23 protein-coding genes are annotated in these 24,459 nt (G+C 41.7%); 6 read left to right on the top strand and 17 right to left on the bottom strand.

Features of this window, described 5'->3' with window-relative positions; genetic code table 11:
• Positions 1-12 precede the first annotated feature (12 nt).
• The 3 genes from MKY20_RS14015 to pdxR all read right to left on the bottom strand — a co-directional run bounded on the left by MKY20_RS14015 (position 13) and on the right by pdxR (position 2,941).
• Entirely contained in the window at positions 13-456 is a 444-nt protein-coding gene (locus MKY20_RS14015; RefSeq protein ID WP_019382361.1) for a hypothetical protein, read from the bottom strand.
• A 115-nt stretch (positions 457-571) separates the two neighbouring features.
• A complete protein-coding gene (locus MKY20_RS14010) occupies positions 572-1,366 on the bottom strand; it encodes an extracellular solute-binding protein (protein ID WP_251267092.1) in 795 nt (264 codons plus the stop codon).
• Between the two features lie 183 nt (positions 1,367-1,549).
• Positions 1,550-2,941 carry a MocR-like pyridoxine biosynthesis transcription factor PdxR gene (gene pdxR, locus MKY20_RS14005; RefSeq protein WP_009333739.1) on the bottom strand — a complete coding sequence of 464 codons (1,392 nt, stop codon included), beginning with the start codon at positions 2,939-2,941 and terminating at the stop codon, positions 1,550-1,552.
• Between the two features lie 101 nt (positions 2,942-3,042).
• Here pdxR and MKY20_RS14000 point away from each other — a divergent pair, with 101 nt between their 5' ends.
• The 3 genes from MKY20_RS14000 (at position 3,043) to MKY20_RS13990 (ending at position 6,077) form a co-directional block, all read left to right on the top strand.
• Positions 3,043-3,972 (top strand): DMT family transporter, encoded by a 930-nt coding sequence (locus tag MKY20_RS14000; protein ID WP_341001576.1) that lies wholly within the window; start codon positions 3,043-3,045, stop codon positions 3,970-3,972.
• A gap of 116 nt (positions 3,973-4,088) precedes the next feature.
• Positions 4,089-5,132, top strand: coding sequence for a YeiH family protein (locus MKY20_RS13995; protein WP_071155663.1), 1,044 nt, complete (start codon positions 4,089-4,091; stop codon positions 5,130-5,132).
• A 57-nt stretch (positions 5,133-5,189) separates the two neighbouring features.
• Entirely contained in the window at positions 5,190-6,077 is an 888-nt protein-coding gene (locus MKY20_RS13990) for a selenium metabolism-associated LysR family transcriptional regulator (RefSeq protein ID WP_009333736.1), read from the top strand.
• A 558-nt stretch (positions 6,078-6,635) separates the two neighbouring features.
• Here MKY20_RS13990 and MKY20_RS13985 read toward each other — a convergent pair.
• The 7 genes from MKY20_RS13985 to MKY20_RS13955 form a co-directional block, all read right to left on the bottom strand.
• Complete coding sequence (locus MKY20_RS13985; RefSeq protein ID WP_251267093.1) at positions 6,636-8,123, bottom strand: APC family permease; 1,488 nt, start codon at positions 8,121-8,123, stop codon at positions 6,636-6,638.
• A gap of 143 nt (positions 8,124-8,266) precedes the next feature.
• A complete protein-coding gene (locus MKY20_RS13980) occupies positions 8,267-9,931 on the bottom strand; it encodes an amidohydrolase (RefSeq protein ID WP_341001573.1) in 1,665 nt (554 codons plus the stop codon).
• Between the two features lie 16 nt (positions 9,932-9,947).
• Positions 9,948-11,408: a sodium:solute symporter family protein gene (locus tag MKY20_RS13975; protein ID WP_251267095.1), complete on the bottom strand. Its 1,461-nt coding sequence runs from the start codon at positions 11,406-11,408 to the stop codon at positions 9,948-9,950.
• A 277-nt stretch (positions 11,409-11,685) separates the two neighbouring features.
• A complete protein-coding gene (xsc, locus tag MKY20_RS13970) occupies positions 11,686-13,455 on the bottom strand; it encodes a sulfoacetaldehyde acetyltransferase (protein ID WP_251267096.1) in 1,770 nt (589 codons plus the stop codon).
• A 96-nt stretch (positions 13,456-13,551) separates the two neighbouring features.
• The gene (locus tag MKY20_RS13965; RefSeq protein WP_071155671.1) at positions 13,552-14,913 is read right to left on the bottom strand and encodes an aspartate aminotransferase family protein; all 1,362 of its coding nucleotides are present in this window, start codon (positions 14,911-14,913) and stop codon (positions 13,552-13,554) included.
• A gap of 63 nt (positions 14,914-14,976) precedes the next feature.
• Positions 14,977-16,110: an alanine dehydrogenase gene (gene ald, locus MKY20_RS13960; RefSeq protein ID WP_251267097.1), complete on the bottom strand. Its 1,134-nt coding sequence runs from the start codon at positions 16,108-16,110 to the stop codon at positions 14,977-14,979.
• Between the two features lie 192 nt (positions 16,111-16,302).
• A complete protein-coding gene (locus tag MKY20_RS13955; protein ID WP_071155675.1) occupies positions 16,303-17,028 on the bottom strand; it encodes a GntR family transcriptional regulator in 726 nt (241 codons plus the stop codon).
• A gap of 212 nt (positions 17,029-17,240) precedes the next feature.
• Here MKY20_RS13955 and MKY20_RS13950 point away from each other — a divergent pair, with 212 nt between their 5' ends.
• Entirely contained in the window at positions 17,241-17,693 is a 453-nt protein-coding gene (locus tag MKY20_RS13950; RefSeq protein WP_341001571.1) for a nucleoside deaminase, read from the top strand.
• A gap of 44 nt (positions 17,694-17,737) precedes the next feature.
• Here MKY20_RS13950 and MKY20_RS13945 read toward each other — a convergent pair whose 3' ends face one another.
• From MKY20_RS13945 to MKY20_RS13930, 4 genes are all read right to left on the bottom strand, one after another.
• Complete coding sequence (locus MKY20_RS13945) at positions 17,738-18,304, bottom strand: hypothetical protein (RefSeq protein ID WP_071155679.1); 567 nt, start codon at positions 18,302-18,304, stop codon at positions 17,738-17,740.
• 38 nt (positions 18,305-18,342) lie between these two features.
• Positions 18,343-18,834, bottom strand: coding sequence for a MarR family winged helix-turn-helix transcriptional regulator (locus tag MKY20_RS13940; protein WP_251156122.1), 492 nt, complete (start codon positions 18,832-18,834; stop codon positions 18,343-18,345).
• Positions 18,835-18,932: 98 nt separating this feature from the next.
• Positions 18,933-19,169, bottom strand: coding sequence for a hypothetical protein (locus MKY20_RS13935; RefSeq protein WP_009333725.1), 237 nt, complete (start codon positions 19,167-19,169; stop codon positions 18,933-18,935).
• A 66-nt stretch (positions 19,170-19,235) separates the two neighbouring features.
• Positions 19,236-19,856: a YitT family protein gene (locus MKY20_RS13930; protein ID WP_251156123.1), complete on the bottom strand. Its 621-nt coding sequence runs from the start codon at positions 19,854-19,856 to the stop codon at positions 19,236-19,238.
• A gap of 272 nt (positions 19,857-20,128) precedes the next feature.
• Here MKY20_RS13930 and MKY20_RS13925 point away from each other — a divergent pair, with 272 nt between their 5' ends.
• Entirely contained in the window at positions 20,129-20,773 is a 645-nt protein-coding gene (locus MKY20_RS13925; protein WP_071155686.1) for a 2OG-Fe(II) oxygenase, read from the top strand.
• A gap of 132 nt (positions 20,774-20,905) precedes the next feature.
• On the opposite strand, the gene MKY20_RS13920 is transcribed toward MKY20_RS13925, so the two are convergent.
• The 3 genes from MKY20_RS13920 to MKY20_RS13910 all read right to left on the bottom strand — a co-directional run bounded on the left by MKY20_RS13920 (position 20,906) and on the right by MKY20_RS13910 (position 23,636).
• Positions 20,906-21,037 (bottom strand): hypothetical protein, encoded by a 132-nt coding sequence (locus MKY20_RS13920; protein ID WP_256815916.1) that lies wholly within the window; start codon positions 21,035-21,037, stop codon positions 20,906-20,908.
• A 160-nt stretch (positions 21,038-21,197) separates the two neighbouring features.
• On the bottom strand, positions 21,198-22,676 hold the full coding sequence (locus MKY20_RS13915; RefSeq protein WP_251267098.1) for a flavin monoamine oxidase family protein: 1,479 nt from the start codon (positions 22,674-22,676) through the stop codon (positions 21,198-21,200).
• Between the two features lie 198 nt (positions 22,677-22,874).
• Positions 22,875-23,636 (bottom strand): SDR family oxidoreductase, encoded by a 762-nt coding sequence (locus MKY20_RS13910; RefSeq protein WP_251267099.1) that lies wholly within the window; start codon positions 23,634-23,636, stop codon positions 22,875-22,877.
• A 182-nt stretch (positions 23,637-23,818) separates the two neighbouring features.
• Between MKY20_RS13910 and MKY20_RS13905 the strand changes: the two genes are divergently transcribed.
• Positions 23,819-24,421 (top strand): TetR/AcrR family transcriptional regulator, encoded by a 603-nt coding sequence (locus tag MKY20_RS13905; protein WP_217025544.1) that lies wholly within the window; start codon positions 23,819-23,821, stop codon positions 24,419-24,421.
• Positions 24,422-24,459 lie beyond the last annotated feature (38 nt).

Below are 24,459 nucleotides of genomic sequence, written 5' to 3'. Positions count from 1 at the left end.
GGTTTAAACTCATTATTTTTCAGCTAATTTCTCATTAAATGACTCTAATTTTTCCTTTGTTTCGGTAACCAGATCTTTCATTTTTGCTGAGTCACCCTGATCTTTCTGAGATTCACTAATTAGCGGATATAAGCTCTTTTCAATACTTTCGTAGTCTTCTGGAAAATTCTCCTCCACTTTCTTCTCAATCTCATCCCAGTTTTCCTCAAGGTCTTTGCCCTTTTTTTGTATCAGTTCCGAGTTTTCCGCCTTATTTTCCAAATTAGCTTGTAAATCATCCAGAACCGCCATTACCTCATCACTGCCATTTAAAAGCTCATCAGCCATTTGTCCGTCTGCGTTGTTTGCTTTTTCGCTGTTTGCATTTTCCTGCTTCTCATTCTCTCCATTGGAACTGCAGCCCGCTGCCAATATAATAATCACCAAAATGGATATAAATGAAAGTATTTTTTTCATTTGATCCCTCCTCGCCCATTTCATTCCCTCTTGTATTCATATCAAACTTGATAAGAGGTCACAGCCTGTTGTTTTTCGATAGAAAAATAGGCATGTTTAATAGCAGCTTACTCACTTAGTTCCATCCCCATTTTTGAAAAATCTTATGGGCTGATTCCGTTTGCAGATACTCTATGAATTTTTTAGCCTCTTTTTTATGCTGCGAAGCTTTGGCAATAGCAATAGGTGTTCCTCTGTAAATCTTTTCATCTTCCGGCATTTGGATTAATTCTGTTTCCTCTTTCAAGCGATAATGCCAGGACTCATATGTGATCCATGCATCCAGCTTTGAATTAGTCTTCCAAAGATCAATGGCTTCAGCACTGGTTTTGACTGAAATATCCATGTTTTGATTTAAACCAGCGATCAGGCCCTTTCTTCCTGCCAGGTCTTCCCAAAGACCAAGCTGGCCTGCACCGTTAACATCCACTATTTTAACTCCTGGCTTTGTTAAATCCTCTAGGGATTCTATTTTTTTGGGGTTTCCTTTTCTTACCAGAATGCCAGCAGCACGAGTATACAGCTCTGTTCGTGATTTTTCGTCTATCATTCCAGGGTGGTTAAAAACAAAGCTTTGCATCATATACTCTGAACCTCCGTAAATCAGGTCAGCATCCTCCTTTGCCTGCTGAATCCAATTGGATTCCGGTCCAGCCGTTACGTTCACCCTGATACCTGTTTCAGCTGAAAACTTTTCTGCAGTCTCCTTTATCGGGCCCAAAGGACCACCTGGACCATAAACTTGAACAGCTTCAGTCTGTGCGGCTTCAACTGAAGAATTTGCCGGCTCTGCGGAATTCGAAAATGCCGTAAAACCCGCTGCACCTGCCATAACAAATAGACAAACCATCAGGAAAGAAAACTTTTTCATTCAAGAAAACCTCCATCTAATTTTTCAGGCTAAGCCTGTTATAAATGGAAACGTACTGAATGGACAAACAGTTCGCTTTACTTGGTAAAATGAGCATTAATAACTACTTTAAAAATCCTGCAACTGTTCTCCACATTATGGGTTTTGATAATCTACGAATGCTAAATCACCATTTTTCAGGTTTTACAATTCAAACCATGCCCTGGCCAATACCCTTATAGCTTCAAATAACTCTTCTTCAGATAGTAAGGCAAAACCAAGCAATACAGTGTGACCGTCATTTTCTCCAAATTGAGATACAGGATAAATTTTTATTCCTGCCTCTAAGGCTTTCCTGATCAGCTGTTGTTCATTCATTTCATTATTCGGCCGAAGTAATATGTGCAAACCTGAGTCCTGTCCGATTACTTCAGAACCTGGTGGAAAATACTTCGATATGGCAGCAATTAGGATATCTCTTTTCTTTCGATAAACGACCCTCATTTTCTGGATATGCTTATCCCAGTAGTCCTCCTGAAGAAATTTTATTAAAATCTCCTGATCTGTCCGGGAAACAGTTTGCGCATAAAAGAAATAATCTTCCTGATAAATCTTCAGCAAAGGTCTTGGAAGGACCATATAACTAATCCTTAGAGAGGGAAGCAGGGCTTTCGAGAATGTGCCCATATAAATTACTTTTTCATCCTTATCCAATCCCTGCAGGGCAGGAATCGGCTTGCCCGTGTAGCGGAATTCACTGTCATAGTCATCTTCAATGATATAACGTCCAGGTTTTTCCTTTGCCCATTTTAAAAGCTGCATCCTTCTGGCAATAGGCATAATCATTCCGCAAGGGAATTGGTGAGATGGAGTGACAAAGACGATGTTTGCTCCTGACTTTTTCAGCTTTGATAAAACAAGTCCATCTTGATCGAGAGGAATGTCCCTCACATTGTCCATACCTTTTTCAAAGATGATGAGCTTGCGGTGATATCCCGGATTTTCAACAGCAAAAGTACTTCCATCCAGCAGCTGTAATAACGTTTTCATTAAATATTGTGTTCCAGATCCAAGAATGATTTGGCTTGGGGAACAATTTACACCCCTGGATTTATAGAGATACTTCGCGATCTGGTTCCGCAGCTCCTGCTCGCCTTGAGGATGGCCAAGCATTAGAACCTCGCCATTATCCCTTGTCAGGACTTGATTTGTTAATTTCCGGAACACAGAAAATGGGAAAGTCCTGATATCCACCCCGGAATGAGTAAAATGATACATGAACTTACCCTCTATATGCTGCTTTTCTTCAGCGAGAGGCTCTTCATTTTCTGAAGCAAAATGATATTGTTCAACTTCACACACAAAATATCCTTTGCGTGCCTTCGATTCGATGTATCCTTCAGCCATAAGCTGTTCATATGCAGATTCAATTGTATTCTCACTAACCTGAAGATAACGGGCAAATTTCCTTTTGGATGGGAGCTTTGCATTTACCGCCAGATTGCCTGTCTTAATTTCGTTTTTAATATATTTATATAATTGCACATATAGTGGCTCACCGCTTGTAAAGTTTAGATTTGGCGTTAACTCGGACATTAATCTGGCCCCCTTCTATAATAAAAATCTGACCCTTCTAACAACACCAGTTATTATCTATAATACATGATAATTACATATATAGTAAGGAGACATACAACATGAGCAATTCACGCAGGCTGGGACTGGCCATGATTATAAGCGGTGCTTCTTTGTGGGGATTATCTGGTCCAATGCTCCAGTGGTTTTTTCAGGAGACCCACTTATCATCAAGCGATTATTTAGTTATCAGATTGATTGCGGCAGGCATTTTCACGCTCATTTTCTTATCATGCCGAAAAGTAAATGTATTTGCGATATGGAAACATCCCCGCCACTGGATACAGCTACTTCTTTTTGCTGTTTTGGGGATGCTTGGAGGGCAATATGCTTTTATTGAAACCATTCAGGTGAGCAATGCCGTTACAGCCACCCTGTTTCAATTTGCTGGTCCGGTGCTGATCACGATTTATGTGGCAATCGAGTCCAGAAGATGGCCATCCAAGACCCATTTGCTGGCCATTGTCACCGCTTTATCAGGAATTTTTCTGCTTATTACCAATGGATCTCTGGACCAAATTCTCTTGACAGATAAGGCTTTATGGATCGGATTTTTAACTGCGCTGGGATTTGCCTTTTATACATTGCAGCCTGTTTCCCTCATTAAGACCTGGGGAACGATGACAATCATAGGCTGGGGAATGCTGCTTGGCGGAATCGTCCTATATTTACTGATGCCATCATTCAGCTTTGCCAGCATGGCAGTTGCCCTTAATATTGGTACATTATCTATGTTAATTGCCATTATTGTGATCAGCACCCTCTCCTTTTTGTTCTATATAGGAATTCTGAAGTATCTTTCCCCCACAGAAACCAGTCTTTTATCCAGTATTGAGCCGCTTGTGGCAGCTTTGATATCCTTCCTGTGGCTAAAAGAAACCTTCGGAAGCTATCAACTGCTCGGCGGTGTTTTCATCATTGCTGGAGTACTTTTCCTATCAATGAAAGAAAAAGAAGAGGAAGTCATGATTTTGCAGCAAAAAGGGGCTTAAGCCATACCATTTTGAATCATTAAGAAATCCAATAAGCCTTATTAAACAATCGGTGAAGCGGTTTTCCTTTCCTATGATACGGTTAAGGTATCAAATGAACGAAAGGGGAACTTTCTGTGGAAGCACAAAAAATTCAAGAATATGTAATAGAAGAACCTAAAAAAAAACAAAAGGCTATCGGGTTTGCGAAAGGATTATTGCTGACCCTCATCCTTGCGGTTCTGGCTGGCCAAATTGCCAATCTTCCCTTTTTCTCCATTCTCGGAATCATGATCCTCTCCATTCTGATGGGAGGCATTTGGGGAAATACGCTATCTGTACCTGCGGACGCTCATTCAGGTATTCAGTTTTCAAGCAAGGTACTGCTTCGTGCAGGGATTATTTTACTGGGCTTTAGGCTGAATTTGCAGGAAATTATATCAGCAGGTTTTTCAATCATGATCATCGATGTTGTGGTCATCGTCTTTACCATGAGTTTCATCCTGCTTTTGGGCAAAGCGTTCAGAATCAATAAGAAATTGTCAGCTTTGCTTGCTGCAGGCACTGCTATTTGCGGAGCGGCAGCCATTATTGCGATTGCGCCTATTGTCAAAAGCAAGGAAGAGCAAACCGCAGTTGCAGTTTCATGCATAGCAGTTTTAGGGACCATAGGGGCCATTTTGTATATTGTTTTATTTCCCTTGCTGCCTATTAGCGAGCAGGAATATGGTGTATTAGCCGGCGCAACACTGCACGAACTTGCCCATGTAGTGGCGGCTGGTGTTCCAGGCGGAGATGCCAGCAGTGACTCTGCCATACTGGTTAAACTCGGAAGAGTATTATTGCTGATACCAGTTGCCCTTATTATCAGTTTTGTTTACAGCAGAAAAAACAGCGGTAAAAGCCGGAATATAGGGAAGCTGCCAATTCCATGGTTTATTTTTGGATTTCTGCTTACCAGCCTGATCAATACTCTTTTCTCCATCCCCGGAAGTATCGTCAGCATCTTCTTATTGCTTAGCACCTACCTCCTCGCAATGGGAATGGCAGGGCTTGGGCTTAATATTAAATGGAAAGACTTCGTGAAAGTAGGCTTTAAACCAGTGGCTGTTGCCATAGCAGGCTTTCTGGGTCTTCTTGCCATAACCCCTCTGCTGCTCCTGCTATATAAAATTTTTTAAATGTCCCTCTATCGATTACAATAGAGAGGGAAGTTACAGGATTGAAGGAGAATATTTATGAACCTCGACTATTTGAAAGTATTTTATGTCACTGCAAATAATAAGAGTTTTTCTCAGACTGCCAAAGATCTTCACCTCTCTCAATCAAGTGTCAGCCTTCAAATCAAACAACTTGAAGAACAGTGGGATTGTCAGCTCTTTGAACGGACAACCAAAAAAATCTCGCTGACTCCTGCAGGCGAAATCCTTTATCATAAAGTCAAAAAGCTGATAGCTTTAATGAATGAAACTGAAAATGAACTTGAAGAACTAAAGGGAAGTGTACATGGGGACTTAAAGGTCGGAGCCAGCTTAACCATCGGGGAGCATGTCCTCCCCTTTTTATTAGCCGACTTTTCGAGTCTTTATCCAAAAGTCAGCCTGCATTTAAATGTATACAACTCCAGGCATATCGTTGAGAAGCTGTTAAATCATGAAATCAATTTAGGATTCATTGAATCCATGCTCTCCTACCCAGCCTTAAAACAAGTTCCATTTGCCAAAGATGAGTTGATTATCATAGCCTCTCCTGAAAATAAATTCATTAAGACGGACAATATAACCATCGAGGAGCTGCTCTCAGTTCCTATTATTATCCGTGAAAAAGGATCAGGAACAAGGCAAGTGATGGAGGATTCCTTTAGAAGATGCCATGTAGATGCATCCAAATTGAATGTCATTATGGAACTGAAACACACCGAAGCCATAAAATCCTGTGTAGAAGCAGGATTAGGAATTTCCATCATCTCAAAATCTGCTGTAAAAAAAGAACTTCGGCTCGGTACTTTAAAGCAATTAAATATAGACGGAATTACAATGCAGCGGGACTTTTACATGATCTATCATGAGGAAGCCCTGAAACATACCAGCAGGAAGCTGATGGAATTTATATCATCAAGACAATAAAGACATTGGCAGGATTATAGTAGAGCTGCAGGCTGGGTAGTTAAGTTTTTGTGATTAAACTTTATAAATAACAATTTGCCCCAATCACTTATTGATTGGGGCTATACTTATTCCTGTATGAACTTGTTCTTTCTTCGGACACAAACAGATTATTTCCGGTTCTTCCTGTCTGAACTCGCCCCGTCTTCGGACACAAACAGGTTATTTCTCGTTCTCCCTGTCTGAACATGCCCCGTCTTCGGACACAAACAGGCTATTTCCGGTTCTCCTTGTCTGAACCTGCCTCTTCTTCGGACACAAACAGGTTATTTCTCGTTCTTCCTGTCTGAACCTGCCCCGTCTTCGGACACAAACAGGCTATTTCTCGTTCTTCCTGTCTGAACCTGCCCCTTCTTCGGACACAAACAGGCTATTTTCGGTCTCTCCTGTCTTAATCCGCCCGTCTTCGCACTAGAATTGGAAGCCAGCTCTATTTTTGCCCAAAGCTTCATCCCCCGTTAATTAACAGACCAATTTACGCAGTTTAATAGATTTATCAGCGGCTGACCCCTTAAGCACTTAAGCATCTATTTTGATACTAACCTGGGTATCAGTGTCAGTCTTATCCTCCTTCCCAATTTTCTCTGTACTCCCTAAAATATAATAATCAAGTGTACTTTTAGGTATTTGCTTATATTCTTTCCTTTTATATAGATAGAAAGCTAATCCTAATACTGTCCAAACCAGTAAGGCGATCAGTGAAGGTGCTCCAAGTGCTGATGGAGACCCAGGAATGAGCAGCAATCCAAGAAATGAAAGACCGCTTAGTGCACCTATCAGAGCAACCAGTTTTTTGCCGGGTGAGACCATTTTTCCATCGGCTGCTTCTGTCCAGCTGAATAGCTTATAGGCTGTGAAACAAGTATAAAAGTAGGCAATGGTTACTCCTGTTGCTGACATGTCAACAATCCATAATAGGACGGGACGCCCAAACCATGGGGCAAACAGACACACGGCACATGTGAACAGAACTCCTGCATATGGGGTGCCATGCTTCGGATGAAGCCTGGAAAATACTTTAGGAACTACTTTAGCTCTCCCCATCGCAAACAATAAACGGCTGGAAGATACATAGAATCCGTTAAGCCCTGTGAATACACCCATACAAAGGGAGATTGCGAGCAGAAGTACTCCGAAGGCACCTAAAGTATCAGAGATGACATCACCTGTCCCCCAAATCGGCTTTCCGGCAACAAGGTTTTGCCATGGCATTGCCACTGCTGTTGCAATAATCATAAAGGAGTATAAGATACAGGCTACAATTAACGAATATATGATAAGCATGAATGCCTTCTTAGGAGGAAAATTAAACTCTTCAGCCGCCTGAGGAATGTTATCAAAACCAACGTATGCCCATGGAGCAATAGCGATGATTGCAATGATTCCAGTAAGGGCAGGAATCTCGGGCTTAAAAAAAGGCTGAAGATTTGACAGATCTGAAGATGGACTTAATAACATACTTAAAGTAAGCAGAAACACACCGGCAACAAGGATAATACAGAATATATATTGGAGTTTACCAGATATGGAAGCACCCTTTATATTAAAATAGGCAAAGATCAGGAGTGCTGCTGTCGCTATTGCTACTTCACCCAGATAAACCTGCCAGCCGCCTATTTCATATAACAAACCGATATTTGTAAGCGAGGGAAGCATAAACTTTCCGAGCAAGGCCAATGCAGATGCATTCAGGGCGACAATACAAATATAGCCAAGAGTCAGAAACCATCCGCAAATAAAAGCATGATTCCTCCCAAACCCGATATATGCATAAGCAAATTCTCCGCCGGAAACAGGATACTTTTCAATTAAAACCCCATAACTGACAGCAATCACCATCATTAATAAAGCACCAATGGTTAACCCGATCACCGCACCAATCGGACCTGCTTTCCCCATCCATTCAGTTGGCAGAATAAATGCTCCCCAGCCAATGGCAGAACCAAGCGCGATAGCCCACACCCATTGCGGCTTAAACGTTTTTTCCAGCTGTACCCTTTCTTCCATGTTTTCCCCTCCATTATTAAGGCTTCTCTCAAATCTATTAAGGACTGCGTAATCTTGTTGAGCTAATGCCTCATCCTTAAACGGAGCAAAAGCTGACCCCCGGCTTTTGCTTCAGTATTAAGGAGTTTTTCAATAGTGGTTATCTATGAATGAATATAAGCTTTTTCTGTATTCTCCCACACAACCTTACCGGAAATAATCGTCGCCAAGATAGGAATATCTTTTAATTCCATTGCTGGACAAGTTAGAGGATCGGCCTCCAGGACAACAAAATCTCCTCTTTTTCCTTCTTCAATGGTGCCAGCAGAATCTTCTTCAAAGTTCAGAGCTGCCCCGTAAGATGTCATCGCTTTTAAAGCTTCCAGAACATCAATTTTTTGATCATCTCCAAGCACTTCACCTTCTAAAGTGATGCGGTTCACAGCCGCCCATATGGAAAACAGGGGCGAAATTGGGGTAATAGGACAATCAGAATGCAGTGTGAACAGCAAATTGCGGTCAACCGCATCAGCCAAAGGATTAATTCTAGCCGCTCTCTTTTCACCCAGGAATATTCTGCGGTGCCGATCTCCCCAATAGTAAACATGATTGATGAAAAACGAAGCTGCTACACCTAATCTTTGCATGGCATCAAGGTCTTCACTGCCGGCAGTCTGTACATGTTCAATCCGATGCCTGTGGTCTTCCATCGGACTTTTTGACAAAACATAATCGAAAGCCTCAAGGATAGATCCGATTGCCCGATCTCCATTTCCATGAATCGCAATCCTAAATCCTCTCTTATGGAGATCCAGCATTTCTTCTGCAAATTTGTTTTGATCATGCAGCAGCTCACCATATACAGATTCATCACAATGATAGGGTTTGCGGAGTGCACCTGTAAGTCCCTGGATGGATCCATCCTGAAATAATTTGGCACTATCCAGTGAAGCTCTGTTTTTAGTGCGTCTTTTTAATTCAAGATCCAGCTGATCTGCAGTATAACCGGAAAAAGCACTTCCCTCTCTTAAAAGATGATGCAAGATCATTAGCCGCATATTCATCGGATTCTTTCCTGAATTAATGGCCGCTATATGCGCATTTAATTCCTCTATTCCTCTGTCAAGGCCCACACCGGCATCTGTACATGTGGTGATCCCCTGAGACAGGTACACCTTCGCCGCATTCCCAATATTTTTGATTTGTTCATCACTTGACGGAGAAGGCAGGACTGGAAAAATAAATTCCAGGGCAGGTATTTCATGAATGACACCATCCAGCCTTCCATTATCATCCCGTGTAAAGTACCCGCCATGCGGATTCGATGTGCTTTCGTCGATTCCAGCCAATTCAAGAGCTTTGGAATTGGCAGCACCAAAGTGCCCTGAAATATGCCGGATAAAAACGGGATTGTCCGGAGCTGCCTGATCTAAATCAGACCTGTTCGGATGTCTCTTGTCCTCCAAGAGGGTATCATCATAACCCCACCCTATGATCCATGCCCCAGGTTTCGCTTTACCGGCTCTTGCTGCTATTTCTCCCTTTATATCACCAATGTTTTTATTCCGTGGGGATCTGCAATCAACATAATTCAGCATTTGACCGTACATTAATAAATGACTATGAGTGTCTATAAAACCAGGAAGCAGCGCAGCCCCTTTCAAATCCAGGATCTCAATATCAGGACCGTCTGGAACTTCCGTACGATGCGGCTCGTTTTTATTCCAAATTTTTTCGATGATTCCATTTCTGACAAGCAGTGATTTTGCCTTAGTATTATGTGGATCAAGCGTGATGATATTTGCATTTTTTATGATAAGGATACTCACCCTTATCCCTCCTTATTTAGACAGCTTTGTTTTCTGCTGAATCGATAGCGTCTATCTTTCTATTTGCTGAAGGAAGGTCTTCCCAGTAAACAGCTATTACATTTTCTGATGATGAATGTTTTGTCCAGAGACTAATTATGACAAGCGAACAAAAAGAGATGATAAAGCCAGGTATGGTCTGATCTATTCCTGTATGGAGAAGAGGCCATAGAATGGTCGTGAAACAAGCAAGAAGCATGCTGGAAATGACAGCGGTGTTGGTTGTCCTTTTCCAAAACATAATAGCCAGAAACGGAAACACCAGAGTGGTTGCTGACAGCCTGAGTGCCCATTGATACATACTGACTATATCTGTTAATGCAAAGGCAACTGCCAGTGATAATACCGATATAATCACTACACTCAAGCGGGAAACAAACATCATTTGCTTTTCTGTTGCATTGGGATTTAATAGCCGGTGATACAAATCCTGAGTAATATTAGAGCTTCCCTGTAAAATGAAGGAGTCTGCACCTGTCATAAGTGCTGATAGGAGTCCGATCAGAATAATGCCGCCAATATACGGAGGAAGCATTTCCACGGTTACATAGGAGAAAATTAAATCTGGGTGAATATCGGCTGGCACAAATTGCCTTGCCATAATTCCTATACTATAAGGAAGCACAGAAATACATAAAGTAATGGCATAACCGGTTAAGCCTGCTTTAATGGCGATATCTTCTGTCTTAGAAGCAAAGATCCGCTGCCATGTAGATTGCCAGACCAAGTAGAACGGAGCCACAGAAAGAGCAAAAAGCAGTACATCCCCAAGGCCATTCGCACCAAGCGGAGTCAAAAAATCTCTCGGCGTGTTACTGAGAATGTGTTCCATTCCTCCGCCAAATTGCAAGGCGGCATATGCAAGCATAACAATCCCTGCAATCAGAATTACGCTTTGAATGGCATCCGTTACAATTGTCGCTACTAAGCCGCCCAAAATCGTAAAGCCAAGAATCAAAATAAAAGAAAGCACAATTCCAGTTTTCACATTCATATTAAAAGCAATGCTGAATACGGTACTCATCCCTACAATCTGCAGGGCAGTAGTGGGTACTGAGTAAATGAAAGCAGATAACACTGATGGAATGATACCGGTTTTTGATCCAAATCTTTCACTAAATAGGTCCGCCAGTGTATATAATCTCTGTCTTCTTAATGGACGGCTAAAGAAGAAGATCAAGAGCATACTGACAAGCATGGCTGGTAAAGCAAATTTAAAAAATCCCGATACGCCAATTGTGAATCCCATTCCAATCCAGCCAATAAAAACAGCAGCGCCGCAATTCGTGCTGATGATTGTGCCGACAATATTCCAAAAACCCATATTCCAGCCTGCAATTAAATAACTGTCTGAGGTTTTAATTTTTGTAAAATAATAGATTCCAATTGCAAACATGAATATGAAATACGCCAAAATGTATCCAAAATACCAGCCCATCGACTGCCCCCTTTATTTTTTCTTAATATTCTGTAAATTATTGACAGTAATATCTTTTATTTGGATTCCACTATATTGGTCACTTCCCTATGATTATAGGTCAGATTTAGGATTTATCGGTCATTTTTTATTTTAATCGGCCATCTTTTCTAATATATCGGTCAGTCCGCGTCATAGGAACTTTCTAACATCAGCATAATAACGCTCTCTTCAAACTCGTAAGCTTTCCTTTAAAAAGGAGCTTAATCAAAAATCTATTAAGCTCCTTCCATTTTACCTACCAGTTTTTATGATCAAGGTGAGCATATTTCGGCAGAAGGCGAGTCGGCATCTTTAACGCATCTTTGCGGAATGGAGGTGCCAATTGAGTGCCATCCACCTGAATATCAATGACTGTCGGTTTATTGGATTTTATAGCCTGGAGAATGGCTGGCCCTACATCCTCAGGTTTATCTACACTAATTCCTTGTGCCCCCATGGACCTTGCTACCACTGCAAAGTCGGGATTCTGGATATCTGCTCCTACAAAGCGATTATTATAGAAATCTACTTGGTTCTTCTTTTCTGCACACCAGGCATTGTTATTAAAAACACATGCCACTACTGGAATGTTTTCCTCTACAGCCGTACTTACTTCATGCAGGCTCATTCCCCATGCGCCATCCCCTACGATGGCCACTACAGGGCTATTCGGATTTGCAAGCTTAGCGCCTAATGCTGAAGGATAGGCAAAGCCTGTATTCCCAAATGTTAAGGCTGCCACATGCTGGCGGCCGGAATTGAATTTTAAATAGGCATTTGCGGTAGAAGATACATTCCCGATATCTGTAGTAACAATCGCGTTTTCCGGAAGGACCTTAGTAAGCTCCAGGAGCGCCCTGCGCGGATTGATTGGATTTCCTTCCACCATGGCCAGATCCACAAGTTCTTTATCCCATTGCTCTTTTTCATTTGTGACTCTTGCCATTCTTTCAGAATTGAATTGCTTACTTGGTACTTTTTCTTTTAGCCGTTTTGCGATTTCAACAGAAGCTGCTTTTGCGTCTCCAATGATCCCAATTTCTACTGGATGGGTCCTGGCGATATTGCGTGGATTGATATCAATTTGGATAATCTTTGCGTTTTTCGGAAAATAATCAATGTCATAGCATGGCAATGTTCCAAATACAGATAATCTAGTACCGATAGCCAGCACCACATCTGCATCCTTTAATGTGTTCATAGCTGCTTTTGACCCCATATATCCAATAGGTCCTACCGCTAAAGGTTCATTTGCCGGGAAAGCATCATTATGCATATATGAAACAGCTACAGGAATCGTTAAGTGATCGGCAATTTCCTTCACTGCCTCTATTCCATCTGAATCCACTACTCCCCTGCCGGAAATGATGACAGGGTTCTTGGCAGAAGCAATCAAATCCACAGCCTGATCAATCTGCTCTAATGATCCGCAGCCCCTATTATCAACACGATATTGATGCGGTTCAAGAATGACATCTTCTACTTCCCCATAAAAATAGTCCCGCGGAATATCAAAGAGCACTGGACCTCTCTCTGCGTAAGCGATTCTAAAGGCAGTCCTCAGGCAATCTGCCACACGCCCCGGATGTGTGACCCGAACGGTTTCCTTTGTAATTGCTTTAAAAACTGAAACCTGATCACACTCCTGGAAACCGTCCCATCCGACTGTAGGTGTTCCCGCTGATGGAGAAATGACGACCATAGGGGTGTGTGCCTGATTCGCAGCGGCAACAGATGTTACCATATTGGTGATTCCTGGCCCATTTTGGCCAATCACTACTCCTGCAATTCCGCTAACTCGAGTATAGGCATCTTCCATGTGGGCAGCGCTTTGCTCATGCCGCACACCGATGAAGCGGATCCCGGCAGTTGGAAGCAAGTCTAATAGATCCATAAATGCCGATCCCAAAATCCCGGAAATATGTGTGACACCTTCCTTGACCAAAGTTTCTACAATAGCCTCACTTGGTGTCATTTTCACCTTTTTTGTTTTGATTTCTGCTAATTCTTTTTCTGCTTTTGCCATTACGAGCACTCCCTTTCCGGTTTTTAAAAGTTCCATATATTTAAATGGATAGAAGCCCTGTAAAAAAAGAGCTCTCATCCAGATACAACTTTTTGTCTAAATCTCCTTAAATGCACTTTCGACCGTCCTGACAACGAATTTTAAATCTTCTTCTGTAGATGAAAGTGGCGGAGCTATAATAAGGACATTATTGAAACCAGGCACTGTATCCCCATTTCTGCCAATGATCAGGCCTTTTTCTTTACATAGTGCAATGACCTTTGCCATTAATTGATCTGATGCCGGCTGCTTTGTTTCCTTATTTTCAACCATTTCAATTCCATACAAGAAACCGGCGCTTCTGACTTCGCCTACATTTTTATGAGTCTGCAAATCTTTTAAGCTGCCTAAAATGCTTTCACCCAGAATCTCTACCCTGCTGACAATATTCTCTCTTTCGATGATTTCGATATTTTTCAATGCAACCGCACAGCTTGCCGGATGTCCGCCATATGTTGAGACATGGCGGAAATGGTTATCTGTACCTTGCTCTTTAAATTTCTCATAAATTCTGGAATGAACTGCCGTAGCACCAAGCGGGAGATAGCCGCTTGTCAACCCTTTTGCCATCGTTACGATATCAGGCTGAACCCCCGCCGAATGCATAAATCCAAACATTTTACCCGTTCGCCCGAATCCGGATACAACCTCATCCATTATCAGGAGGACATCATGTTTTTTGCAGATTTGTGCCACTCTCTGCAGATATTCAGGAGATGGGATAATAACTCCCCCGCCTGAAATGAATGGCTCCATTATGACCGCAGCAACGGTTTCGGACCCTTCCCATTGGATGACCTGGTCAATCATATCAGCTGCGACTTTATCGCAATCCTTCACATCTTCGCCAAATGGACAGCGATAGCTGTAAGGAGGCGGAACATGCAGGAATCCCGGCATGCCAGGATCGTATTTCACTCTCCTGTTGGCCTGTGCAGTAGCACTTAATGCACCTAAAGTTGAACCATGATAGGCACGGTAGCGCGAAATAAATTTATATTTACCCGGATTGCCATTCTGATTATGGTATTGCCTCGCTATTTTGAATGCGGTTTCATTTGCTTCGGAACCGCTATTTGAGAAAAATGTTTTATAGGAATCCCCCAGCAATTCACTAATTTTGGCAGATAACTTAATGGCTGGCGCATGACTTAATGTGAGAGGGAAATACGACAGCTGCATCATTTGCTCTGCTGCGGCCTCTGCAATTTCTTTCCGTCCGTGTCCCAGATTCAGACACCAAAGACCGGAAACACCATCCAAATATCGATTGCCATCCATATCAGTAAACCATGAGCCTTCACCTGATTTGGCTATCATCGGACTGCTTCCTTCTGTATGCCGGCTCATCGCATGCCATAAGTGTTCCTGATCCTGATCAGTTAACTTTTTGTTATCATTCAGTTCTACTGTAGACATATTGCTTGCCTCCTTCTATTTAGTAAAGATTCAGGTATGCATTGTGTCTCTTCTAATGGGGAATCATGTTGCGGCTGGAATTTTGTTTATTAACTCATGGGTGGGTGTATAAGGGTAGTTATGCGCCTCTGCAACTCTCTGATGAGTGACCTTTCCATTCATGGTATTGACCCCTTTTTCAAGAAAAGGATACTTAACAATAGAATTTTCAATTACTGTATTAGCGAGCATTAAGGCATATGGTGCTGTAGTATTAGCGAGGGCATAAGTGGAAGTTCTTGCTACAGCGCCCGGAATGTTTGGAACCGCATAATGCAAAACACCATGCTTTACATATGTTGGAGAATCGTGTGAGGTAATATGATCGATGGTTTCAATTGAACCGCCCTGATCAATGGCAACATCAATAATGACCGAATTCTTTTCCATTTGCCTAACCATTTCTTCGGTTACTAACTGAGGTGCTTTTGCACCGGGGATGAGAACAGCCCCTATCACTAAATCGGCATGTTTTACTTCCTGGGCGATATTGAACGGATTTGACATGACCGTCCTTACCCTGCCGGAAAAAAGATCGTCCAGCTGGCGGAGTCTTTCAGCACTTATGTCAATGATGCTAACTTCTGCACCGAGGCCAACTGCCATTTTTGCGGCATTCGTCCCAACCACTCCACCGCCGATAATCACCACTTTTCCTGGCTTCACACCGGGAACTCCGCCTAAAAGGACTCCTTTCCCGCCATGAATCTTTTCAAGAAATTGGGCTCCAAGCTGGACAGACATCCTGCCCGCAACTTCGCTCATAGGAGTAAGGAGAGGCAATGATCTGTTATCCAGCTGAATGGTTTCATAAGCAACCGAGGTAACTTCTTTTTCGAGCAAAGCCTTTGTCAATTCAGGTTCGGCAGCCAGATGCAAATAGGTAAAGAGAATCAATCCTTTTCGAAAATATTGGTATTCATCAGGCTGCGGCTCCTTCACCTTCATGACCATATCCGCAGACCAGGCCTCTTCTGCACTTGAAACAACTGCTGCACCTGCTTTTTCATATTCCTGGTCAGAGATCCCGCATCCTGCACCTGCACCTTTCTCAATCAGGACTGTATGGCCGGCATCTGCAAACGCAGAAACACTTGCCGGTACAACGGAAACCCGATTTTCATTATTCTTTACTTCCTTTGGCACACCTATAATCATGTCATCACTCCATCCTGCAAAATAAAAATAGTATTCATCACATCATGACGTCATGTCGTCCGTACCAGTTGTTGTATGACTAGCCTCAGTTGTAATTAAAACACAACCATTACTTCTTTTCAATATTTTCTAAAAATTTTATATTATCGGAATTATCAATAGGTATCATTGCAAAATTGCATAACACTGTATTTAACTAGAATTCTTTGATAGTTTTATTCTAAATGAGTACATATCCGAACGAAAATAAGCAGAATAATATTCTATTAAGTTTCCATTAATGTCTGATAATAACCGTTCAATGTGAAGCACACTTAAGGAACATGGAACACCAAGCAAATCGGCTTCTTCTTTAGATAAATAAGTGCTTGTAATCATCTGTTCGGCTTCTGCAAACTTTAAGTTCAGACTCTGCTCAAGCAGATCATACAGTGTTCCCTTTTCAATATCATATTGGGCGAGGCTTTCACCAATTTCAATAGGGTAATACTGACTTTCAAGGGCCAATGGCTTATCGTTAGCATAGCGAATTCGCTTTATAAAGTATGCCTCTGTAAGTCCGCTGGCTTCCACAATTTCTTTTGCCGGAACAACGATGCCATTATCCAATAATTTTGCATCCGGCTTCATACCCATTTTTTTTATCACTTCTGTTGTACTGGTAATATTCCCAAGCCACTCCTCAATCGGTTTTTTTGATATAAAAGTGCCTTTTCCGTGGACTTTCTTTAGCACACCTTCGTTTACTAAATGGGAAACCGCTTCTCTCACAGTGCTTCTGCTCACTTTATAGGTATCCATCAACTCTCTTTCACTTGGTATTTTTTCATTGAAAGAACGATTGTCTATTAACTCCTGCAGCTCATTCTTTAGCTGTATGTGAAGCGGAATAGGACTATTGGAATCTAACTCTGTCATAATGGATGCCTCCTTATTATTTTTCTGTAAAATGTATAATTAATTATATAGATTACCTGAATGAATATCCATCCTTTTACAGCAGATGCTGATGCGCGAATTTGAAAATTTTGCTATTGCCAGGCTGTAAAGTCAGCAGATTATTTGGATAACCAACGAAAAAATGATATTAATTTAATTAGAGTCAATTAATTGAAAAAGGATGATTAATAATGGATCACTTCATGAAACGGGCTCTAGAACTGGCCATTAATAATGTAAAAGACGGCGGCCAGCCCTTCGGTGCAGTTCTGGTGAAAGAACAGGACATCATTGCTGAAGGAGTGAATGAATTGCATAAAAAGCATGATGTCAGCGGTCATGCGGAACTGCTTGCTATCCGGCGGGCACAGGAGCAGTTTCAAACGAATGATTTAGCCGGCTTTACGATGTATGCAAGCGGGGAACCTTGCCCGATGTGTTTAACTGCCATGTATTTCGCTGGCATCGATAAGGTATACTATTGCCAATCAGTAGACGACGCTTTTCATGCAGGCTTAGGCAAGTCTAAAATGATTTATGAAGATTTGAAAAACGCAAGAGATGACAGGGAACTCAAATTGGTGCAAATGCCATTGCAGGAGGATCAAGACAATCCAATGAAGCTTTGGAAAGAGAACGTTTAACAACTAGCCTCCCATCTCTAAGCAGATGGGAGGCTAGTTGCTTTTCACCCTTTGATATTATCACTCATTCTTTTAACAAACATCGTTAAAAAATAGGCTGCATAAGCAATAGCGATATCAATCAGAAAAATATAAAATTGATTCATTCCTTTGTTAAAATGGACCATACCAGCCCATTCTTCGACCGTGGCAAAAACAAAGGCAAAAACCGCACTTGCTAAAATGGTGTAAAGAAGAAAGCTTTTATTGCGGTTCGTGCAGTACTGATAGATCAGAAGGAAACCGACCGGCAAAGCAGAGGCTGTCATATTCATGGCATAGGGAAACATGGGCAATATAAAATAGGTGTGGACAAAATAACTGTACCTCTCCAAAAAGCTATCGGCGTACGTCCATAGAATGTGCAAGGTATATCCAAAAAAGAAAATCTCAAATATCCTGGTCCGGTCTACTGATAGATATACAATAACAAGAGGCAGCACCATTAGTGCCAAAACCGCCCAAAACTGCCAGGTTCCAAGACCTGAATATTCTCTCCAGTATGAAGAAATGAGGACATTCATCTTTTCGCTTCGTGAATATATTTGCTCCCAATATTCGCTATAACTCATACAATCACCTCCCAAAATGCATCATCAGCCTAAAAGAATTATGCATAATCATAATTTTCTACCCGTGCATCAATCAGCATTTTTCTAAAGGCATCTCCTTTTTGAACCCCTGCTATCTTCTGACCATATTCAAGGAAAGACATAAGCTCGTTTTCGGATAAATGACTCAAATTCAGCGGAAATTGTTCCATCTCTTTTACCTCATCCATAATCTGATCCAATACTTCCTTTCCGCTTTTAGAAATAGCGACAAATTTATAGCGGAGCTGCTTTTTATTGGCCGTGATTTCGACCAGCCCTTTTTCCTTTAACGGCTTTAAAAGCCTAGTTACAGTCGATGGATGCCAGCATCCCAGATCACTTATTTGTGTCGGGGTTATTTTTTGATTATGAGTGCCAAGCAGAAACAGAATATGCTGCTGTGCGGGCGTCAGTTTAAACTTCTTTTCAAGCTCCGCCCACTTCTTTTCCATGCAGAAGTACAGTGCCCTTATGACAAGCAATGTCTGCTGTTTCAATAGAATGTTCACCCTTTTCCCCCTCACTTGCAGATACAATTGTATTTACAAGTATTGTTTGAGAGAGGGTTTATTTTATGCAAAAAAAATAGAGGTTCAATTTCCTGCCTCTATTTTCGTCCTATTCTTTTTTTCACAGAGTTTCTGATTGACTCTATCATCTCCTCAGACAAATTCGCGGGAAGCGATGAGCCATCATTAAATACCCAGGCGTTGATCACCTCAAGATCTGCTTTTTTAAATGTTATGCTAAAAGTATTATTTTCCTGGAGAAATTCAGTTGTGACATATTCTTCTCCATCAAATTCATCATCAATAATCATGCTGGTAATTTCGTATGGATTCACAGGAAATCTCCTTCAGCTTTTTTACGACTTAGGATGCACCTGGCCCATCAAATTATTCGAAAATGTTTAAGTCTTCATTATAATGGTATCTATGGTTTTATAAGCAACAAAAAATGTTGCAAGGGAGTATGCGGCTTCAGTAATGCCGAATAAAAATACAGAACTTCCAAAGATAAAGGTATTCATTATAAGAATGCATTGTCCGATGGTTAAGGGCAAACGTTCGCTGAATAAAATCGCCAAAACTTCTGTTCCATCCAGGCAGGCTCCAAACCGGATAATGAGGCCCACTCCCATTCCGAGCAAGAGGCCTCCCAGAATTATGATCAGCAGCGGATGGTTAGTCACTTCCTCAAATGGGGCCAATATGTATGTCTCCCCTGCCAGCACTGAACTGGCAAACAGGCTTAACACCAAAAATCTTCCCCCTAAAAAGAAAAAGCCTGCCACTAAAAATGGGAGATTCATCAGCAGGATCAAGGCACCCACCTCTACACGAAAGACATGTGAAAGGATGATGCTCAATCCAACAATTCCTCCATCAATAACATAATTTTTCACAAGGAATAATTGCAGGGAAACAGCCACAAGTGTTGCTCCGAGTATGATAATCAGTCCATTTTTAAAGGTGGAAAAATTGCCCTTTCGTCTTTGGCTTAAATAGTATTGAACCCTATTTCTATACACTGGCCATCTCCTTTTGTTCAGACTGGCTTATGTATTGAAATATATTCCGGAAAATCAATAAAATGCAGAAGCCTCCTTTCTATTTTAATAGTTTACCAGTAAAAAAAAGATAGAATTCCTTCATATCAGAGTGTAAAATAAATTCAGCCAGTTGAAAAACTGCTGCAGACATCCATTTATTTAGGAGGAAGGAACGCACAAATAGGAATACTTCAAGCAGCCCCTTAATATATCGAATTTTCAGAAAACTAAATAAAAAGAGGTTGATGTACATGGCAATGGATGCATCTAATAAAGAACTAACGATTTTTGATCATGTTGGAAATAAAATAATTACAGAAGATCGGGAAATTCATATTATTGCCAAATTAGCAGAACCATTGATCGTGATTCTGGGAAATGTGCTGAGCGATGAAGAATGTGACCAGCTGATTCAGCAATCAAAAGATCGCATGCAGCGTTCAAAAGTTGCCAACTCCCTTGAAGTTGATGAACTGCGAACCAGCAGCAGCACTTTTTTCCATGAAGGGGAAAATGAAATTGTCGCCAGAATCGAAAAAAGAATATCTCAAATCATGAACATTCCAGTTGAGCATGGTGAAGGGCTGCAGATCCTTAACTATAAAATAGGCCAGGAATATAAAGCTCATTTTGACTTCTTCTCTTCGACCAGCAGAGCAGCAAGCAATCCTAGAATCAGCACGCTTGTCATGTACCTGAATGATGTGGAACAGGGCGGGGAAACGTATTTTCCCAAGCTTAACTTCTCCGTTTCTCCACAAAAAGGCATGGCTGTTTATTTTGAATACTTTTATAATGATCAGAACTTAAACGACCTGACACTTCATGGAGGAGCACCTGTTGTCATGGGTGATAAATGGGCTGCTACGCAATGGATGAGGAGAAAAAAATTATAGATAGAAAAACACTTGGGAAAAATTTTCTCCAAGTGTTTTTTAACATACAACAATTTGTAATTGTCCAGCTTCAGCACCTGCCCCCCCCCCCGAGGTCTCAAAACGGGGGCGGGCAAGGCGCTTTCGCTTTTCTTAGAACCACAGTCTCTTATGATAGTCATAATCAGAGGTATCGTAACTCTCTTCCCCTTCTGGATTAGGGGCACACTTTTCACAAGGTTCTTCCTGCTGGCCATGTTCACATTTTTCCATTAAAAGTTCCATTTGAACGCATCCCCCTTTCCTATCTGTTATTTCAATTATATTGAAAGCGTTTACAGCTGTCTTGTACAATTTGTTGGAAAATCGTTAAAAAGTGCCTATCCAATGGCACATTTTAACGTCAAAAACAGACATTCCTGTCGCATTTTAGCTTTTGCCTCCCCTAATAGCTGCGGGGCAAATCGGTTACTTCACGTGCAACCCTTATTCCTGATTGAATTGCCCCTTCAATCCATCCCGGGGCTAGGGACGTGTGATCCCCGGCGAAATGGACTCTTCCCTCCGGAACAGGAATAAATGGGAATAGCTCAGTTTCCTGGTTCGGTTTGAACATGGAGAAGGCTCCGCCAGAAAACGGATATTGTGACCAGCTATGGGAGGCGCCTGTTAAGAAATACTCGTAAACCTGATTGCCATGAACGACAGCCAAGTTGTCAAGGGCATTCCGAATCCGATCTCCTTCTTGAAGGTTATCCCAGGATAAAGTATCATCTTCCCATGTATAGCTTGCCATAATGATGCCGGAACCTGAAGATCCAATCAGATGGCTCGGATAGGCAGCGAACCGAATGGGCAGATCTGTCATCAGCTTTCCTCCCTGCAAACCTTCGCGTTCCCAAAAACGCTGTTTAAACTGCAGCCCAATTTTCGTGGAGGAAACATAATGCAGTTCCCTGATAGCTTTCCATTTATTAGGGGAAAATGATTGCCGGGGAACGATTTCAACGAAGGACAGCAAGGAGAAAGGTATAGTTAAGATGGCAAGATCACCACTGACCGTCAAAGGTTTTTGACTCAAGGTATGTCTGGCATGGATTGTAACCTGCTGAGGATCCTGTTCTATTTTTGTCATTTGGTAACCGAAATAAAGGTCTTCTTTTAACTGGGGCAAAAAAGCATTTGGAAGCTTGTCATTCCCTCCTTCTACTTCATAAAAATGAATGTCCGGGCTAAATAAAGGAAGCAGTTCCCGCAGAATCGCAGGAAACGACAACTCCGGGAAGCCTTCCAGACCAAGCAAAACTTTAATGCTTTCAAGGGCACCAGGTGATAAACTCGGTCCAACCGGGTTGTATCTGAGAAAGAAGCTCATCGGATACCGGTCAAATTCTCTTACTATAATATTCCAATTCTGAGCAGGGTTTTGATTAATAAAATCTGCTACTGGCTTAATGGCCATCGTAAGCAGCTCCTCCGCCGTCTTCCCCTTTTCATGCGGAGCAACAGGATAACGCAGGATATCAGGGTTTTGCTGATATATGGTGCGATTTATTTTAATGCCATTGGCAAAGATAAGATCCTGGGGAGTTGTGTTCCGGAATTCATTTACCTTTAAGCGGAATTTTTTTATATATTCCAAAACTAAAGGGTGGGTATGAGGAATGCGCATGGCTCCCACATCCAGATACATTCCGTCCATAAAAGGCTCTCTCATTGTAAATATTCTGCCGCCAACCCTTTGTGTTGCCTCTAAAACCGTCACATCATGCCCTGCTGCCTTCAGCAGGGAAGCGGCAACAAGACCTGACATACCGGCTCCGACAACGATTATTTTTTTTTGGACCTTAGAAATGCCGAGACCGTTTCTGATGATGGATAGCATTTCTTCTGTATTTACCTGTGGATCCCGATAAAAGACCATACCTATTCTCCTCCTGGGGATCTGCCAAAAAGTTATTACTTTATCATACTGCCGGACAACTTCAGATTATGATTCTTTTATGAATTTGGCAGCTATGCATGAATCAAGACACGCCAAACCAGTTAGCTTATTTGTCGCAAAAAAAGGCACCAAATCATCATGATTTGATGCCTCACCATTTATAAATATGATTACCCTTTAGAATGCTGCAGTCCACCCGCCATCAGCAACAATCACGGATCCATTAACAAAGCTGGAATCATCAGATGCCAGGAATAATGCGACCTGTGCAATTTCCTCCGGCTTTCCGACTCTTGGCATTACACCCTGAACAGCTTTTGTACGGCCGAATCCAAATTCGTTCAGGTTTTTCATTGAAGCAGCGATGTTTGTTTCCACTCCGCCTGGTGCAATGGCGTTACAGCGGATGCCGCTGTTTGCGTACATATAGGCAGTGTTTTTCGTAAGCCCTATAACTGCATGCTTTGAAGCCCCATAAGCAGCTCCCGCATGGGCACCATTCAATCCGCCTGTAGAAGCAGTATTAATGATTACCCCTTTCCCTTTTTCTAAAAAGAGCGGGATGGCTTTTCGCATGGCGCGCATGACGCCCTTCGTATTGATATCAAATATTAAATCCCATCGTTCGTCCTGGATGTCTCCAATGGGTTCAAATCCGTCCATAATTCCTGCGTTATTCACCAGGATATCCAGCGTTCCAAATTCATGTACTGCTGCATCTATCATTCCTTCAATATCTGCTTGTTTTGAAACATTAACCTGAACAGCTTTGGCTTTTCCGCCATTCTCAGTAATTCCCTTTGCCACAGCCTCTGCCCCTTCCAGGTTCAGGTCAGCTGCAATGACACTTGCACCTTCCCTTGCGTACAACTCCGCAATCGCTTTTCCCATTCCTGATGCTGCACCTGTTACAATCGCTACTTTATCCTGAAGCTTCATAAAGACTTCCTCCGTTCGGTTGAATGTTTTAGTGAACACTTGTTGATTATCTCTTACACCTTTATAATATGGTAATAAAACCTTCCATTCAATCAGCAAATGAACGGCAATTTGTCTACTATTGAACACATTCATTGTATTTTGATCATTTTTTCATCCAATTTCTACAATGGAGGCCATTTATGTCCAATAAGCAAAATCTCCCTATTGACCGAAGAATAACTAAATCTAAACAAGCCTTAATGGATGCCCTATTATCCTTAATGCAGACGAAAGAATTCAAGAAAATAACTGTAACAGATATCGTGAAGACAGCCAATCTCAACAGGGGGACCTTTTATAAGCACTATGAATACAAAGAAGATCTCCTTGATGAAATTGTCGATGATGTTATAGCAGACCTAATCTCTTCCTATCGCGAACCATATAAGGACACAGAAACCTTCGAGTTAAAGACCCTTACCTCTTCTGCCATTAAAATCTTTGAACATGTCAGTCATAAAAAAGAATTCTATTCCCTAATGGTAAAATCCAATGCATTATCTGGATTGCAGAGCAAATTGTGCGATGTACTGAAAGAGATAACTTTGAGAGACCTTAAAGGTGTACAGTTTAACCCCAAAATTAATCGTGAACTGCAGGCAAGCTTCTATGTACATGCCATGCTGGGAATGATTACGGAATGGATAAATCATGGGTTTGAATATGACTCAAATTATATGTCGGAACAGCTGCTGGAAATCTTACAGAGCAGACAAGGTGATAAGGTGTTCAAATTAACTTAATTGAAACAATTATCACTTACTTACATTAAACCATGGTA

Source organism: Cytobacillus sp. FSL W8-0315, from assembly GCF_038002905.1.
In the GTDB taxonomy this organism is placed as follows: Bacteria; Bacillota; Bacilli; order Bacillales; family Cytobacillaceae; genus Cytobacillus; species Cytobacillus pseudoceanisediminis.
This window is presented reverse-complemented; position numbering and strand designations above follow the sequence as displayed.

Bases quoted from the DNA above. Each gene is read 5' to 3' on its own strand.
- MKY20_RS14000 (WP_341001576.1), top strand. From the start codon at position 3,043: ATGAGCAATTCACGCAGGCTGGGACTGGCCATGATTATAAGCGGTGCT.
- MKY20_RS13905 (WP_217025544.1), top strand. From the start codon at position 23,819: ATGTCCAATAAGCAAAATCTCCCTATTGACCGAAGAATAACTAAATCT.
- MKY20_RS13945 (WP_071155679.1), bottom strand. From the start codon at position 18,304: ATGAGTTATAGCGAATATTGGGAGCAAATATATTCACGAAGCGAAAAG.
- MKY20_RS13920 (WP_256815916.1), bottom strand. From the start codon at position 21,037: ATGGAACTTTTAATGGAAAAATGTGAACATGGCCAGCAGGAAGAACCT.
- MKY20_RS13955 (WP_071155675.1), bottom strand. From the start codon at position 17,028: ATGACAGAGTTAGATTCCAATAGTCCTATTCCGCTTCACATACAGCTA.
- MKY20_RS14015 (WP_019382361.1), bottom strand. From the start codon at position 456: ATGAAAAAAATACTTTCATTTATATCCATTTTGGTGATTATTATATTG.
- MKY20_RS13965 (WP_071155671.1), bottom strand. From the start codon at position 14,913: ATGTCTACAGTAGAACTGAATGATAACAAAAAGTTAACTGATCAGGAT.
- MKY20_RS13950 (WP_341001571.1), top strand. From the start codon at position 17,241: ATGGATCACTTCATGAAACGGGCTCTAGAACTGGCCATTAATAATGTA.
- MKY20_RS13985 (WP_251267093.1), bottom strand. From the start codon at position 8,123: ATGGAAGAAAGGGTACAGCTGGAAAAAACGTTTAAGCCGCAATGGGTG.
- ald (WP_251267097.1), bottom strand. From the start codon at position 16,110: ATGATTATAGGTGTGCCAAAGGAAGTAAAGAATAATGAAAATCGGGTT.
- MKY20_RS14010 (WP_251267092.1), bottom strand. From the start codon at position 1,366: ATGAAAAAGTTTTCTTTCCTGATGGTTTGTCTATTTGTTATGGCAGGT.
- pdxR (WP_009333739.1), bottom strand. From the start codon at position 2,941: ATGTCCGAGTTAACGCCAAATCTAAACTTTACAAGCGGTGAGCCACTA.
- xsc (WP_251267096.1), bottom strand. From the start codon at position 13,455: ATGGCAAAAGCAGAAAAAGAATTAGCAGAAATCAAAACAAAAAAGGTG.
- MKY20_RS13915 (WP_251267098.1), bottom strand. From the start codon at position 22,676: ATGGTCTTTTATCGGGATCCACAGGTAAATACAGAAGAAATGCTATCC.
- MKY20_RS13975 (WP_251267095.1), bottom strand. From the start codon at position 11,408: ATGGGCTGGTATTTTGGATACATTTTGGCGTATTTCATATTCATGTTT.
- MKY20_RS13925 (WP_071155686.1), top strand. From the start codon at position 20,129: ATGGCAATGGATGCATCTAATAAAGAACTAACGATTTTTGATCATGTT.
- MKY20_RS13910 (WP_251267099.1), bottom strand. From the start codon at position 23,636: ATGAAGCTTCAGGATAAAGTAGCGATTGTAACAGGTGCAGCATCAGGA.
- MKY20_RS13990 (WP_009333736.1), top strand. From the start codon at position 5,190: ATGAACCTCGACTATTTGAAAGTATTTTATGTCACTGCAAATAATAAG.